Below are 15,285 nucleotides of genomic sequence, written 5' to 3' on the forward strand. Positions count from 1 at the left end.
AGCTCACTTCTCGGAGGGGGCCGGGCCGCGGACGGCGTTCTCGTAGACGGTCATCAGCTGGTGGGCGCTGCGGGCGATGTCGTAGTGGCGCGCGGCCGGGGGCACGGGCAGCCGGCGCGGTCCCGCCTCCTCGAACCGCCGTAGTTCGTCGACGAGTCCGGGTACGGAGCCGCTGACCCGGCGCGCTCCCGGCGCGGCGTCGGCGGGCAGGTCCTGGAGGGCGGGGCAGGTGACATGGAGGACCGGCAGTCCGGCCGCGAGCCCCTCCACGACGGCGAGTCCGAACGCCTCGTCGGGGGAGGTGGAGACGAAGACGTCCATGGCCGCGAGCAGCGAGGGGAGATCCGGCCCGCGCTGTGACGGGAGCGCCGCGGGCGGGGGCGGCGGGTCCTGGCAGGCGCCGTGCAGCAGGATCCGGTCGGCCGCTCCCCGCTCCCTCGCGAGCCGCAGGAGCCGGTCGCGCTCGGGTCCCTCACCGATCAGGAGGAGGCGCGCGTGGGGCAGTTCGGCGACGGCCCGTACGAGCCGGTCGAAGCGCTTGCCGCGGGTGAGCCGTCCCACCCCGCCGACCACGAAGGCGTCGTGGGGCACTCCCAGGCGCGCGCGGGCCGCGCCGCGCGCGGTCTCGTCGTAGGCGAAGCGCCCGACCTCGATGCCGTTGGGCACCACATGGATACGGTCGGGGCGCACCCCCCAGCGTTCCAGGCGCCGGGCGACGGTGGCGGAGACGGCGACGGTCGCGGTGCCCAGGCGTTCGCCCGCGAGATAGAGGGCGCGGGCGCCCGCCGAGAGCGGCCGGCCCTCGATCTGGACGGCCCCGAGGGAGTGTTCGGTGGCCACGATGGTCCGTACACCCGCGAGACGGGCCGCGAACCGCCCGTACAGGCAGGCGCGGTAGAGGTGCGTGTGCACCAGGTCGTAGCGTCCGCGCTTGATCAGCCGCGTGAGCCGGGGCAGGGCGCCGAGGTCACTGTTGCCCGCCATGTCGAGGTCGGTGACGGGGACACCGTCGGCGACGATGCCCTCGGCGACCGCTCCCGGGTTGGTGAGCGTGATGACTTCGCAGTCCGTCGGCAACTGGCGTAACAGAAGCCTGAGTTGCTGCTCGGCGCCGCCGATGCCGAGTCCGGTGATGATGTGCAGCACCCTCATGTCGTGCTCGCCGCCCGGGTGTCGGCCATGGCGGCCACCGGACGCGCCGAGGCCGCGGCCCCCGCCATGGCCATCGCGTCCTGCGCGGTCCGTCTGGTGTGCGCCGCGTACTCGGCGTACTCCCCGGCCGGGACGGGCAGGCGGCGCCAGCGGTGCAGCCGCCGCTTGAGGTTCAGCCTGGGACCGGTGTCTCCTTCCCCGATATGGACGCGGGGCAGCGCGAACACGCCGGTGAGCGGGCCCGGGTCGATGGCGCAGGCGTACGCGTAACCGGCGGCGCGTACGGCCCGAATGGCGCGCGCGTCCACCGTGCCGTACGGATAGCAGTAACCGGCCACCTCGTGACGGCCGGTCAGATCCCGGAGCATTTCCCGCAGGAGCTCTCGGCTCCGCGCGGTGTCGGCCGCGACCAGCGCGTCGTCCGCCTTGGTCAGATCGGTGTGGCGCAGTCCGTGCGAGCCGATCTCCATGCCCGCCCGCGCCGCCGCGCGGATGCCGTCCGCCGTGAGGAGGGGCTTGCTCGGGCCGGGACTGTCCCATTCGTTCGTGCCGCCGAGACGGCCCGGCAGGACGAAGACGGTCGCCGTGAACGCGTAGCGGCGCAACAGCGGGACGGCCTGTTCCAGGAAGTCGGCGTACCCGTCGTCGAAGGTGAGCCCGACGAGCCCGGCGCCCCGCCCCCCGGCGCGGGCGCGCAGCAGCCGGTCCATACTGACGCCGGTCAGCCCCCGGCGGCGCAGCCAGCGCAGTTGCCGTTCGAGCCGGTCCGGCGAGACGGTCACGCGGTAGGGATCGTCGGTGGGGTCGGCGACGGAGTGGTACATGGCGGCCCACAGGGGGCCGGCGGACACCGTGTCAGCGGACATGCGCGAGCTTTCGTGTGAGGGGGCGGGTGAGGAAGCGGAGAATGGTGTCGGTCTCGGGGGCCCGCAGGGCGTGCGCGATGACGAGGAACACCGCGCCGACCACCACGCAGGCCGCCATCGCGCCCAGGACGGGTGACGGGACGAGGGCTCCGCAGAGCCATCCGGAGCCGGTGGCCGCCGCCGCGGCGGCGCTGAGCTTGACCAGGCCCCCGGTCATGAACCGGAGGCTGACGGGCACGCTGTGCCGGCCGACCCCGTGCAGCATCAGGGCGGCGGTGACGGTGATACCGAGGGCGTTGGCGGCGGCGATGCCGAGCACGCCCCACACCTGTACGAGCAGGGCGCCCGCGCCGGTCGTCAGCGCGAGCCCGGTGAGCATCGCGAACGCGGGGAACCACAGCGGGCGCGCGGCGGAGAAGTAGCAGCGTACGAGCGCCCCGACGAGGGTGTGGCCCAGCAGACCGAGCGCGTACACCCGCATCACATCGGCGGTCGCCGCCGTGTCCGCCGGGTCGAACGCGCCGCGCTGGAACAGCACTTCGATGATCTGCGGCGCGCAGGCGACCACTGTCGCGGCGCCGGTCAGCACGATTATCCCGGCGAGCGCGAGATCACGCTCGACCCGGAGCCTGGCCCGCTCGGTGTCCCCCGCCGCCATGGCGCGGGCGACCACCGGGAAGGTGACGGTGCACAGCATCATGGAGAGCGTCATCGGGATCTGCGCGACCTTCTGCGCGTAGTTCAGATGCGAGATGGCGCCGGCCGGCAGCGGCGCGGCGAGGAACCGCTCGATGAGGACCTGCGACTGCCTGCTGAGCGCGAAGACGATGACGGGCGCCAGCAGGGCGAGGGCGACGGTCGGTCCGCCGCCCGCGCCCTTCGGTCCCTGATCGGTCGTGGTCACCTCCACCGGCCGGCGCGCGCGCAGCCTGCGCCACAGGAGGGGCGCCTGGACGAGGACCATGAGCGCGCCGCCGATGGCGACTCCGGCGGCGGCGGCCCGTACCCCCCACCGGTCGCGGACCAGCAGCATGGTGGTGATGATCCCGGCGTTGTACGCGACGTAGATCATCGCGGGCGCCGTGAAACTGCCGTGCGCGCGGAGCGCCGCGCTGCAGTAGCCGGCCATGCCGAAGGTGAAGGCGCACGTGGCGGTCAGCCGGGTGCAGTCGACGGCGAGCCCCGGCTCGGACAGCCCCGGCGCGAGGACGGCCACCACCCAGGGTGCGGTGGCCACCAGCAGGGCCGAGCCGGCGCCGAGGGCGAGGAACAGCCGGGGCAGGGTGCTGCGGACCAGCAGCCGTACCGGGTCGGGATCAAGCACCGGTGCGGTGGCGCGCCGGGCCAGTGCCAGGCTGAACGCCGGTACGAGGATCAGCGCCATGGCGTCCTCGATGAGGAGCGTGGCGGCAACCTCGGGCACGGTCCAGGCGACCAGGAAGGCGTCCGTATCCGGGCCGGCGCCGTAGAGATGCGCGATGGTCTGGTCGCGGACGAGCCCGAGCAGCGCACCGGCGGCGGTCAGCAGCGCGGTGAGGAAGGCCGCGCGCGCCAGGAACCGTCCGGAGGTGAAGGGGCCGCGGCCCTCCGCGCCCGTACGGGTCTTTCCTCCTGCGCCGTCTCCTCCCTTGCCTCCGCCCTTCGCGCCCGCCGGGGAGGGCGGACCGGACTGCGACGGCACGGACCGCGGCGGTACGGCGGGAAGGGAGTGCCTCGTATCGCTCACGCGCGTCCGGCCTCACTCGTGGCGGGCCGCTCCACGGGCCCGAGGGCCCACCTGGCCGCGAGGCCGAGCATCACGGCGGTCAGTACGGTCGAGGGTCCGCCGATGTCCGCGTAACTGAAGTCGACCAGCTGCCAGACCAGCAGCCCGGTGACGGCGAGGCCGCAGTCGGCGCCGGTACGGGAGCGGTGCGCGGCGGGCAGCCGGCGCAGGGTGCGGACGAGGAGCGCCGCCCAACTGCCCGCCAGGGCGACGATGCCCAGCAGCCCCTGTTCGCTGAGGACGAGCAGATACATGTTGTGCGGAGAGAGCAGCGGCTGACGCTGGAAGCCGAGACCGGCGCCCTCGGTGTCGCTGGCGGCGGAGAGCGCGAGCGAGGCGTGGCTGTCGCGGTGGGCGGGGAAGCCCTTCAGCCCGACGCCGGTGACGGGGTGCTCACGCCACATTCCGGTGGCCGCGGCCCACATGGTGTACCGGTCGGTGACGGACTGGTCGGGCGCGTCGGTGACTCGTGTGATGCTGTCGAGCCGCTCGGTGATCATCTGCGAGCCGATACCGAGACCTCCGACGAGTACGACGCCGAGCGCCCCGGCCACGAGCGTGACCACGACGGCGCGGCGCGGCCCCGACAGCGTCAGCTGGAGGGCGACGGCCACGGCGGTGGCGATCCAGGCGCCACGGCTGAAGGACAGGGCGAGGGGTACGGCCAGCAGCCCGGCGCAGCCGAGCGCGACGGCGCGCCGCACGCGGGCCGCGTGCCGCCCCCGGCCGACCGCCCCCGGGCTCAGCGCGAAGCCGATGGAGATGACGAGTCCGTACGCGACGACCGTGGCCATGCCCATCACGTCGGTGGGGCCGAAGGTGCCGACCGCGCGGATCTCCTCGCCCATGTACGAGGCGCCGGTGCCGGTCAGATACTGCGTCACCCCGATCGTGCCCTGCACCAGCGCGAGGACGACGACGGACCCGGCGACCAGCCGGAAGTCACGGCGGTCACGCAGGAGCAGCAGCAGCGCGCCGGGCACCAGCACGAAGATCTGGAGATAGCGCGCCACCCCCGGCAGGCTGGCGGCCGGGTCGTGTGCGCTGATCGCCGCGATGGTCACGCCCAGCACGGGAAGTCCGAGGACGAGCGCGGCGGTACGGGTCAGCGGCCTGGCCCGGTCGCGCAGAACGCGTACGAGGCAGTACAGGACGAGCAGTCCGGAGGCCGCGTCCGCGACACTCCCGGACCCGGCGGAGCCGTCCCCGGCCGGTGCCGAGTCCACGGCGAGCAGCGCGACGACCGCGACGGCCGGCAGCAGATGAGCCGACCGGCGCAGGACGTGTCCCCAGGGACCCGCCGCCGGAAGCGGCCGGGCCGCGGGCCTACGGGCGGCGGGACGACGGGCGGCCGGCCCGGTGATCCCGACGGTGCCCGGGAAAACGACGCCGGTGGCGTCGGCGGCCATCAGCTGCCCGCCGGGCGGACGAGGGACACGGCGGTCCGCAGCAGGATGCACACGTCCTGCCACAGCGACCAGTGGTCGATGTAATGATTGTCAAACCGCGACCGCTCCTCGATGGAGGTGTCGCCGCGCAGCCCGTGGACCTGCGCGAGACCGGTGATCCCGACGGGCATCCGGTGCCTGGCCGCGTAACCGGGCTGGGTCTTGCTGAAGTTGGCGACGAAGAACGGGCGCTCGGGCCGGGGCCCGACCAGGCTCATGTCGCCCCGCAGTACGTTCCAGAGCTGGGGCAGTTCGTCCATCGACGTACGGCGCAGGAAGTTGCCCACCGGGCTCATCCGCAGATCGTTGGCGATGTTCCAGCGGGTGGCGGACTCGTGCTCGTCGGCCGGGCGCAGGGTGCGGAACTTCAGCAGGGTGAAGGTGCGGCCGTGCTGTCCCACGCGTTCCTGGCGGAAGAGCACATCGGGGCCGTCGCAGAACCGGACGGCGAGCGCGCAGGCCAGCAGGATCGGCGCGGCGGCCACCAGCAGCGGAAGCGTGAACACCACGTCCAGCAGCCGTTTGACGACCGCGCCGCGGCGGCGGTCGCCTACGGCGGGCGGTTCGACACGGCGGGCGGCGAACCCCCAGAGGTGCCGCTCCATGGCGACGGGAGCGGCGGTCAGATCCCACGGCCCGGCGCCGACGAACCAGGTGGCGCAGCCGTACTCGTGGAAGAGCGCGACGAGGGCCGCACGGTCCGTACCGTCGCCGGGGTCGCGGAATCCGGAGTCATGAAACCCCGGCTCGTTGAATCCGGAGTCGTTGAACGCGGCTTCGTTGAACCCGGAGCCGCTGAGCGCGCGGTCACGGTCGATGAACCGGTGGTCGATGAACAGCGCGTCCTGGACACCGTTCTGGATGACCGCCCGGTGGATCTCCTCGGCCGACGTCAGCACCGGCAGGGCGGGGGCGTCCGGCACCGCGCCGTCCCGCCCGCCGGGTCTGGTGGCGGCCCGGTCCGGCTCGTCCTCGTCCTGGGCGGGCCCGGCGATCCCGACGGGCCGCAGGCCGTACTCGGGATGCTGGGCGAGCAGCGCGGCCAGCCGCCGCGCGGCCTGTCCCGACCCGACGACCAGCGCGGACCGCAGCCGGTTGCGCGCCACGGCACGGCGCCGGGTGTGCAGGAGCGAGCGGCAGCCGCAGGCGACGACGAGTTGGAGCGCGCAGCCGCCGAGCAGCGCCGGTACACCCACGGCCAGCGCGGGGAGGAACGCGGCGAGTACGGCCGCGGCGGCGCACCAGGCCACCGCGATCCGGGCGGCCAGCGCGGGCAGCTGATCCAGCCCCGACAGGGCGACACCGGGACGGTAGAGCCCGGCGGACGCGTTCAGTACCGTCACCCAGACGAGGAGCTGGACGACAAGAACGGCGTCGCGCTGCTCGTCGTTGAGCACGACGGTGGACAGCAGCGCCGCGAACAGGTCCGAGGCGATGAGTGGGAGGGCGAAGCGCAGCGTGGCGCGCGCGGGCCGGCGGGCCGGCGACGCGAGGCGGTCCGAGGCGTCGCGGGGGGAGGCGATCGGGGCACGCCGCAGGACCTGCTGCCCCAGGGCCCCCGGCCCCGGGGTCTGCGGTCCGACGGTCTGCCCGAGCGCCTGCTGTCCGAGTGCCTGCTGTCCCACCGTCTGTTGTCCCACCGCCGGTTGTCCCAGGGCCTGTTGCCCCATGGCCTGTTCCGCTGTCCGCGCCCGCCCGGTCGGCGGCGGAACGCTGGTGCTTTCCGTGGTCACTGGGGAATCGGCTCCCTGCGTTCGGGGCGCGGCACTGAGGCGACTTCGCGGTACACGTCCGCGATGGCCCGCGCTGTCTGCCGCACGTCATAGGTGCTGAGTACGTGCTGATGGCCCTGGCGGCCGATGGCTTCGCGCAGTGGCGCGTCGCGGAGCAGAGCGCCGATGGCCGCCGCCAGCGCGGGCGGGTCCTCCGGCGGAATGAGACAGAGCGCTTCGTGACCGGGCGACAGGCTCTCGCGCGCGCCGTCCACATCGCTGAGGACGACGGCCCTGCCGCTCGCCATGGCCTCCAGCGGCGCCACCGCCATGCCCTCCCAGCGCGAGGGCAGGACGACCAGATCGGCCGCCCGGTACCAGGGCGCGGTGTCCGCTACGGCTCCGGCGAAGAGCACCGACGGCGGCGCGGCGGCGCGCAGTACGTCGGCGTCCGGACCGTCCCCGACGAGGACCAGCCGCGCCCGGGGCAACTGGAGGAGGATCTGCCGCCAGGCCCGCAACAGGATGTCCTGGCCCTTCTGCCGGCAGAGCCGCCCGACGCACAGCACGAGGGGTGTGCCCGGCGGGAGGGCGGCCAACTGCGGGAGCGCGGCGCGCGCGGCGGTGGTGTCGGCCATGTCCGCGGGACCGGACGGCCCCGCCACGGCACCCGCGCCCGCGGCACCGAACCGTCCGACATCGACTCCGTTGTGGACGACGGACCAGGGGGCACGGATTCCGGCCCGCTCGCCGGTGCGCCGTTCCGCGTCACTGACGCATACGACCCGGTCGGTCCACCGGACGGCCCAGCGCTCCCAGCACCCGGCCAGCCGGCCCGTCATGCCCCCGACCGCCTCGAACGACCAGGCGTGCGGCTGGAAGACGGTGGGCACCCGGCCACGGACGGCGAGCCGTCCGGCCAGTCCGGCCTTCGCGCTGTGGGCGTGCACCAGATCGGGCCCGACCCGCCGTACCACCCGAGCCGCCTGCGCAACCTCACGGACCAGTCCTGGCCCGGGGTCGCGGGTCACCCGCCAGCCATGGACCTCGGCGCCGAGCCGCGCAGCCGCCGCGGCCAGCGGCCCTTCCCCGGGACAGGCGACGGCCACCCGTACACCGGCCTCCAGTTGCGCCCCGACCAGATCAAGAACCACCCTGGCCACTCCGCCGTCGACCGGCTGGACGAGATGAAGAGCGGTGAAGCCGGTCCCGGGCCGGTGCCGTTGTGGCCGCACGCGCAACTCCTCCACTCGTGGATACGGGAAAACGATCTCTTCGAGCGGGCTCCGGGCGCCCGGAGTTCAGTTCCGGTTGTCCGCTCCTACGAAAAACGCACCGGCGCGGCTGGGGTCACGCCTCACGCCGAATCGAACACTTGAGTTATCCAGTTCCCTCGATTTCATTACGACCCCAAGAAACGCCGAATTCCATAAATTGGCACTCCGTCTCGAAGATCGAAACAAGAAGGCACCTTTACAGAGGGCGGAGTGAAAATCACGTGAGACGCGCTGAATCACGCCGAACGTACAAAAGGACTCTTACGAGCGGCTGTTCCTCACTCCGCGGGTCGCCGCGCCTCGGCCAGGTGACACACGGGGCGTCACTCATTCGGACGCGCAACCGACGGGCGCCCTCGGCGTTGATGCATAAGTCGGGCAATCGCGCCCGGCGCGCATAGCGTCCCTTTCGACCGAGGAGCCCTTCTCCATGTCGCGTATCGCCAAGGCTGTTGTTCTCTCCACCGCGGCCGCCGCCGCTGTCGCCGGAGCCTCCGGCGCCGCCTTCGCCGACGCCGGTGCGGAAGCCGCGGCTGTCGGCTCCCCGGGTGTCATCTCCGGCAACGTCGTTCAGGTCCCGATCCACCTGCCCGTGAACGTCTGCGGCAACACGATCGACGTCATCGGCCTGCTCAACCCGGCCTTCGGGAACACCTGCGTCAACAACTGACGACCTTCGCCGTCCCTGTTCGGCGTCACGCCGACATCGCGTCGGCGTCGCACGCGAGAGCCGCTCTCTCCCTCGGGACAGAGCGGCTCTTCCGCTGTCCGGGGGTCACCCTTACGTGCCCGCGTGTCCACTCGTCCGGCGGCGCCGCGCGGCATCACGCGGACGCCGTCCGGGCACGTCGGGCCAGGTGAGAGGTGGGGCGGAGCGGGCCGGGACAGATCCGGGCGCCGTCTGACGGACCGTACGGGAGATGCCCTCTCGGTTGCGGGCCCCGCGCGGGGAACGGACGGTGAGGAGAACGTTCCTCCTCGTCCCGAAAGGACACAGGTATGCGTCTCAAGCTCACCCGCCGTGTCACGACCGGCGCCGTGTGTGCCGCGCTCGTGCTCGGCGCCGCGGCCCCGGCCGCCGCCCATGCACTCTCGCGCGACACCGGCGCCGACAGCTCGCCGGCCCCCGCGCCGGGTCCGGCGGCACCCACGGCACCCGCGGCACCCACGGCGCCTGCGTCACCCGCTTCACCCGCTTCGCCCGCGTCAGAGACCAAGCCCCTGGCGGACGTAGGTGACCTGCTGAAGCCTGTCGCCGATCTGGTCCAGGCGGCGCTGAAGGCTCCCGGCGGCGAACTCTCGCCCGCGGACATCGAGAAGCACACCAAGGCCATCAGAGACGCCGTGGCCGCGCTGAAGGCCACCGCCGAGGCCGACGGGGTGGCCAATGTCGTGGTGACCCTGCAGAAGACCACGGACTCACTGCTCGAACCCGCCACCGCCACCGAGCCCCAGCAGCCCTGAACGGCCTTCGGCCGACCGCTCGTTCGACACGGGAACAGGGCGAGTTCCCTTCATTCGAGTGGCCTGTCCAGAATTCCTTCCCGACGGAGTTTCCGCCGCGCGCACACGTCGTTACTGATGACGAGCGACCGCGCGAATGGGATCTCCAAGAGGCCTGTGCGAAGCGTGAGTTGCCTCGCAACAGACATCGCTGAAAGAAGGATTCACCATGAAGCCCATGAAGGTCGCCGCCGTTGTCGCCGGTTCCGTGATGGCTCTGGGTGCCGCCACCCCGGCGTTCGCCGCCGAGGGCATGAGCCTCAACGGCGGACTGGAGACCGTGCTGAGCGAGGGCCTCAAGGACCCCAGGCCGCTGAACACCAACGCGCTGGACACCGAGAACCCGGGGTCCGTGCTGAACGCCGTGAAGGGCGTCACGGACACCCTGAACAAGAAGAAGGGTGGCAAGGCGAACGGCAAGACGGCCGGCAAGAAGACGTCGGGCAAGACGGGCGCCAAGGAGATCGTCGGCACGTCGACCGGCAACAAGCTGCTCGGTGGGCTTCCGCTCGGGAAGTAGTCTCCGGCAGCGGATTCCGGACGGTCCGGGCCTCGCGAGGGCCCGGACCCCGTAGCCGACCCGGACCCCGTGTAGCCTCCCCGGACCCGGTAGCCCGTCCGGATCCCGTGGCCCGGCCCGGATTCGGCCGACGCGGCTCAGCTGGTCCAGCGGATCAGCTGGTCCAGAAGTCCCACCAGCGGGTCAGGACGAGCATCCCGATGACTCCGGTCCACAGCACCGGCGGCACCCAGTGGAACTCGCCGAGCGCGCTCCGCAGGCCCGCGGGCGCGGGCAGGATCCCGTGCTCGACGTTGTGCGCGGTGACGTAGCAGAACATCACGATCGTGGCGACCCAGGCCAGACAGCACCACAGACACAGCGAGTTGATGCTGTAGAGCGACTGGTACTGGAGCCAGGTGCAGAAGCCGACGCCGAAGAGCGTTCCCGCGTTCAGACCGAGCCAGAACCAGCGCCGGTAGCGCGCCCCGGCCAGCAGCCCCGCGCCGACGCCGATGACCACCGCGTACGCGGCAAGCCCCAGCATCGGGTTGGGGAATCCGAAGACCGAGGCCTGTTCGCTCTTCATGATGTTCCCGCAGGAGACCACCGGATTCAGACTGCATCCCGGGGTGAAGTCCGGGTCCTCAAGCAGTTTGAACTTGTCGAGGGTGATCACCCAGGCCGCGAGCAGCCCGGCCGCTCCGCTGATCATCAGTACGAACGCGAAGGCCCGGCCGCCGCCCCACGCACCGCCACCGCCGGTGCCCTCCGTACGCTCGTCGGTGGTCCTGTTCCGGGCCAGTGCCGTTGTCATCACGTCCGCTGCTCCCCTGCCTCCGGTGGTCATCCGGTGTCTGTCCGTCCGCGCTTCCGACGCTCAGCCGCGCAGGCTGCGTACCGGCACCAGGCAGTGCGCCGCGCTGGTGAGCATCGCCTCGTCACCGGCGAAGGCACGCAATTGCTCCTCGGTGACGGGCCTGCCCGGTGTCGCCTCGGCCCAGGGCCGGGTGGCGACGATGAAGTAGACCTGCCCGTGATCCCGCGCGTCGCGCTCCCACCCCGGCGGGACGGGGCACTGCGCGTTCAGATACGGCATCGTCAGTACGGCGCGGCCCGCCTCCACCAGCAGCGTGATCGGCACGTTGGGGTTCTTCGAGGCATCCACCAGATCGCCGCCGGGGATCAGCCCGATCTCGGCGAGCACCGTGCGCATCGTCTCCTCGCCGGCCTCCGTCCCGTCCCTGCCGTCCCCGAGTGAATAGGCGAGCAGGAAAGGCGGGTTGCGTTCGCCGTCGGCGGGATCGCTGGTCCAGGAAATAACCGAGAGAGTGCCCAGCCGGGAGGCGTTCCGCGCAGTGATCGAGCCGGAATTGATAGAGGTCATGCTGCGGCACAGTAGTGGCCCCCGGGGAATATCCGTGAGCCCGCTTCACCCAAGTGGGGGACCCCGCATGCCACTTCGGGACATCGCTCTCTCAATTTCGTTTTTCAGTACGAGACTTGTTTCTCCGTCCGCTTCATCTGGCCGCGCGCGGACGTGCCCCGCGTGGATGGAGAGAGCCAGGCGTGCCAGTCGCTCTGGCCCGGCAGATCGGGAAGGCGCAGAACGCGCCACCCCTTGGTGTACGCGGGCGGCGCGCCCTCCCCCGCCACCACGACGGCCACCGGCCGGTCGCGGGCGAGGGCGACGAGCCCCGCGGGGGTGATGGAGCCGTCGTGGCCCCCGGTCTGCCGTGACGCGCAGCCGGCGAGATAGGCGAGCCGTACGGCCTCCGCGCCGCTGACCACACAGGGCGGCCGTACGCCCTGGCGTGCCAGCTCCGCCGCCACCTTGCCGAACGCCACCCTGTTGGTACGGCCACGCGCGGCGGCGCTGTCGAGGACCGCGTACTGCACCGCCAGATGCCCTGCCAGCAGCGCGGCGAGAGCGCCCACCGCCAGGGGCCGCGGCCGCGCCGCCCGGCCGATCCTGGCCAGACCCGTCGCCGCCGGCAGCGCGAGCAACGCGTAGGTGGGGAGAAGGAAGCGCGGCGCCGCGTAGCCGATGAGCAGGACGTACGGCACCGCCATCGACAGCCCGGCCAGCGTCGGCACCACCACGACGGCCGCCCTCTTCGCGCGCGCCGCGGCCAGCACCCCGCACAGCACGAGAAGCGGCAGCACGAACCACCACACCGCCGTGACGGGCCGCCGCCACGGAATGTCGCAGGGGCGGCAGAGCAGCCGCCCGTCGAGCGCGCGCACTTGGTCGTCGAAGGCGAGATGCCAGCCCAGGTCCCCCTGGATCGCGCTGGCGCGCCGCAGCCGCGCGGGGAGGCCGCCGTAACCGACGTACGCCTCGACGGCCCACGGCGCGCAGCCGAGGGCCGCACCCGCGGCGAGTGCCAGCAGCGGGAGCGGGCTGCGCCACGCCCCGACGAGAAGCGCGCAGGCGGCGAGCGGCAGGGCGAGCCAGAAGGCGTCGCTGGGCCGCATGAGCGCGACGAACGCCACGCCCCCGCACAGGCCGGCGAGGGCGGCGCGGTCGGACCGGTCGCGCACGGCCCGCAGGAAGCAGCCGACCGCGAACAGGGACCCCAGCGCGACCCACAGGTTCGGCATGACCTGCGGACCGTAGAGGACGGTGATCCACAGTCCGGCGAACAGCGCGCCGGCGAGGGCGAGTACGGGTGCCGGGAGCAGCCGTCGCCACACCCACAGCGCGAGCAGGAGACCGCCGCCCGACAGCAGCGCGAGATAGACACGAAGGACTTCGACGGACGAGGTCAGGACGGTCACCGGCGCGATGAGGAAGGTGATGCCCCGGGCGCGAGGCGCGCTGAAGAAGGCGGCTTCGGCGTCCCGGGCGACCTGGCTGACGTAGACCGTCTCGTCCCAGCCGAGACCCGACCCGGGCACGACGAGGACCAGTTGGAGGAGGGTGTACGCCACCGCGACAGCGACGGGCCAGGCGAACCCACGGCCCACCCACCCGCCGCCGGCCCGGGGCTCCGTCCGGCCGGGGCCCGCGGCGACGGCCGGGGTCTCTGTCATACGTCCCACGCTGCCCCGGCGCCGCCCGCCGGGCCATCGGGACAAGCCACTCGGACGAACGGCCGGAGACGGGGCAGGCGAGGAGCCACGGGCCCGCGGGCAACGGACGTGAACCCGCCGTAGCCGCTCTCGATGCGCGCGGACCGTCTCGTGGTCCGCCGACCGAGCCGGTGTGTCCGGTGTCAGCCCAGTGTGAGCTGCCAGTACGCCGCTTCGCGATACCCGTCGTCCGGTGGCGCCACTTCCACCGTGATCGGCATCCCCGCAGCGCTCCCGGCGACACGTACCGGCACGGTGACCGTCTCGCCTGCGCCGAGCCGCGGCAGAAGCGCCGCGCCTGCCTCCAGACGGTTGAGCCAGTCACTCGTGCTTCCGTCGTCGGGCCCGTAGTCGTCGAGGGGTTCGCCGGCACGTACGACAAGAGGGGCCGGCCCGTACTCGGAGACGCTTTCGTCCGCGGAGCCGCCACCGGGGCTCAGTGGTTCGTCTGTTCCGTTCTCGTACGTGACGGTGAAGCTGTAGGTACGCCCTTCCGGCTCCGGGAGCGGCCCGCTCACGGTCACCTTGAGCCCGTCCTCGTACCGCGCGGTGGTCCCGGGCGCCAGCGGGTCGGCCACGCTGCCGGAAGCACCCTGAGCCGTCTCCTCCAGCTGGCCATATCCGTCCAGGCCCTTCTCCGCTTCGGAGAGACCCCAAATCCCCAGCAGTCCCAGGACGGTGAGAACGGACAGCGCCGTCGCGCAGCCGACGAACCACCGCTGTTCCCTGCTGCCGCCACCGTCGCCGCTGCCACCGTCCGTGCTTCTCTCTGGCGCCTCCATGGGGGCGATGCTACGAAGCGTGCTCCCGGCGCTCTTGAGCGTCGCTACTCAGATCCGGCTGAGTAGTGCGGGGCAAGCATCAGGATCCCGAGGGACATGAGGATCCTGAAGGAGAAGGCTCAAACGACAAGATCCCGGTCGGACGGTGACCGTCTGACCGGGATCTCGTGAACCATTCGGGGATGAACCCATGAACGGCCATGTTGTTGTGGACCTGAGGGGATTTGAACCCCTGACCCCCTCGATGCGAACGAGGTGCGCTACCAGTCTGCGCCACAGGCCCTTGCAACGAGTGAAACCTTAGCACTCCCGCCGCCGTGCTCGGAAATCCGTTAGCGGCTGGTCACCGGGTCACCGGGCCGGGTGGTGGCCGCGGGGAGCGGGGACGGGGTGGGGGGCGGTGGTTCACTCGTTGGCCGCGCGGGGGCGGTCGTCCTCGTCGTACTGGTCGAACAGCGGGGTCCTGCCGCGGTCGCGCGTGCGGCGGGGTGCCGGGGCGCGGGGTGCCGGTGGAGGCTCCGCGGTGGGTTCGGCCGTGGAGGAGCGGGCCGCGCTCCACGTTTCCGGGTCGCCGACCTCGACACCGCCGGTGGCGCGGGGAGCGACCGGGGCGGTGACGTATGTGGGGAGCGGGACCGGTACGGGGTCCCAGCTGTCGCCGCTCGCCGGGCCGCGTTCGCGCTGCTGGTCCACCCACTCCGCGTGGTCGGTCTGCTCGACCAGGGCGCGGCGGCCCGCCTCTTGGGGCGAGACGGTGGGGACGGGGGCGGGCGGCTCGGGGCCGGGCTCGGGCTCCTCGTCCGGCTCGCCCGTGGCGGCCGTCGACGGCTGGTGGCGGCGCGGGCGGTTCTCGCGGAGCCGCTGCGCGGCGGCCTCGGCCCTGCGGCGGTCCATGGTGAACGCGAAGCGGCGTCGCTCCTGACCGCGCAGATGCACGATGTACACGCTCAGGAGTACGGCCGGGAGGGCAGGCGCCCAGAGGAAACCGAGGCCGCCGACCGCCGCGACGATCGTGCCCAGGGTGAAGGCGAGGAAGAGAACCATGGTGGTACGGCGCCTGCGGGCGAGGACCTGGAGCCGCTGCGCGCGCCGGGCGCGTTCCGCCGCGGCGCCCGAGGGCCGTGCGCGCCGCTCGGGGGCGCGCCGCTCGGGAGCGGGGGCCGAACGGCCGGACGCGGGGCGCGCGGGGGCCGGGCGGGACGCCGG

The 15,285-nt window shown here is 72.6% G+C and carries 14 protein-coding genes and 1 tRNA gene; 3 read left to right on the forward strand and 12 right to left on the reverse strand.

Annotated elements, in window-relative coordinates; all coding sequences use genetic code 11:
• Positions 1–3: 3 nt before the first annotated feature.
• The 6 genes from M1203_RS28710 to M1203_RS28735 are packed head-to-tail and all read right to left on the reverse strand — an operon-like array spanning position 4 to position 8,178.
• Positions 4–1,152, reverse strand: a complete 1,149-nt coding sequence (locus M1203_RS28710; RefSeq protein WP_249952708.1) for a glycosyltransferase — start codon at positions 1,150–1,152, stop codon at positions 4–6.
• Positions 1,149–1,976: a polysaccharide deacetylase family protein gene (locus M1203_RS28715; protein ID WP_374404231.1), complete on the reverse strand. Its 828-nt coding sequence runs from the start codon at positions 1,974–1,976 to the stop codon at positions 1,149–1,151. The genes M1203_RS28710 and M1203_RS28715 overlap by 4 nt, the downstream gene beginning before the upstream one ends.
• A 31-nt stretch (positions 1,977–2,007) precedes the next feature.
• A complete protein-coding gene (gene murJ / locus M1203_RS28720) occupies positions 2,008–3,744 on the reverse strand; it encodes a murein biosynthesis integral membrane protein MurJ (RefSeq protein ID WP_249952710.1) in 1,737 nt (578 codons plus the stop codon).
• On the reverse strand, positions 3,741–5,192 hold the full coding sequence (locus M1203_RS28725) for an O-antigen ligase (protein WP_249952711.1): 1,452 nt from the start codon (positions 5,190–5,192) through the stop codon (positions 3,741–3,743). The genes murJ and M1203_RS28725 overlap by 4 nt, the downstream gene beginning before the upstream one ends.
• Positions 5,192–6,964 carry a sugar transferase gene (locus tag M1203_RS28730; protein ID WP_249952712.1) on the reverse strand — a complete coding sequence of 591 codons (1,773 nt, stop codon included), beginning with the start codon at positions 6,962–6,964 and terminating at the stop codon, positions 5,192–5,194. Before M1203_RS28730 ends, M1203_RS28725 begins: the two co-directional genes overlap by 1 nt.
• Entirely contained in the window at positions 6,961–8,178 is a 1,218-nt protein-coding gene (locus tag M1203_RS28735) for a glycosyltransferase (protein WP_249952713.1), read from the reverse strand. The genes M1203_RS28730 and M1203_RS28735 overlap by 4 nt, the downstream gene beginning before the upstream one ends.
• Positions 8,179–8,650: 472 nt before the next feature.
• Here M1203_RS28735 and M1203_RS28740 point away from each other — a divergent pair, with 472 nt between their 5' ends.
• The 3 genes from M1203_RS28740 (at position 8,651) to M1203_RS39315 (ending at position 10,243) form a co-directional block, all read left to right on the forward strand.
• On the forward strand, positions 8,651–8,890 hold the full coding sequence (locus tag M1203_RS28740) for a chaplin (RefSeq protein ID WP_249952714.1): 240 nt from the start codon (positions 8,651–8,653) through the stop codon (positions 8,888–8,890).
• A 329-nt stretch (positions 8,891–9,219) separates the two neighbouring features.
• Positions 9,220–9,684 carry a hypothetical protein gene (locus tag M1203_RS28745; protein ID WP_249952715.1) on the forward strand — a complete coding sequence of 155 codons (465 nt, stop codon included), beginning with the start codon at positions 9,220–9,222 and terminating at the stop codon, positions 9,682–9,684.
• Between the two features lie 208 nt (positions 9,685–9,892).
• On the forward strand, positions 9,893–10,243 hold the full coding sequence (locus M1203_RS39315; RefSeq protein ID WP_374404220.1) for a hypothetical protein: 351 nt from the start codon (positions 9,893–9,895) through the stop codon (positions 10,241–10,243).
• Positions 10,244–10,397: 154 nt separating this feature from the next.
• Here the strand turns inward: M1203_RS39315 and M1203_RS28755 are convergent, their stop codons facing one another.
• From M1203_RS28755 to M1203_RS28780, 6 genes are all read right to left on the reverse strand, one after another.
• The gene (locus tag M1203_RS28755) at positions 10,398–11,039 is read right to left on the reverse strand and encodes a vitamin K epoxide reductase family protein (protein ID WP_249952716.1); all 642 of its coding nucleotides are present in this window, start codon (positions 11,037–11,039) and stop codon (positions 10,398–10,400) included.
• A 63-nt stretch (positions 11,040–11,102) separates the two neighbouring features.
• Positions 11,103–11,609, reverse strand: coding sequence for a DUF5949 family protein (locus M1203_RS28760; RefSeq protein WP_249952717.1), 507 nt, complete (start codon positions 11,607–11,609; stop codon positions 11,103–11,105).
• 104 nt (positions 11,610–11,713) lie between these two features.
• Positions 11,714–13,258, reverse strand: a complete 1,545-nt coding sequence (locus M1203_RS28765) for a hypothetical protein (RefSeq protein WP_249952718.1) — start codon at positions 13,256–13,258, stop codon at positions 11,714–11,716.
• A 182-nt stretch (positions 13,259–13,440) separates the two neighbouring features.
• Complete coding sequence (locus M1203_RS28770; RefSeq protein ID WP_249952719.1) at positions 13,441–14,079, reverse strand: hypothetical protein; 639 nt, start codon at positions 14,077–14,079, stop codon at positions 13,441–13,443.
• Positions 14,080–14,288: 209 nt separating this feature from the next.
• Positions 14,289–14,362: transfer RNA gene (locus M1203_RS28775), tRNA-Ala, on the reverse strand.
• 122 nt (positions 14,363–14,484) lie between these two features.
• Positions 14,485–15,285, reverse strand: an 801-nt coding sequence (locus M1203_RS28780) for a hypothetical protein (RefSeq protein WP_249952720.1), incomplete at its 5' end; no start/stop codon positions are given.

This window comes from Streptomyces sp. 35G-GA-8 (assembly GCF_023534745.1).
Taxonomy (GTDB): domain Bacteria; phylum Actinomycetota; class Actinomycetes; order Streptomycetales; family Streptomycetaceae; genus Streptomyces.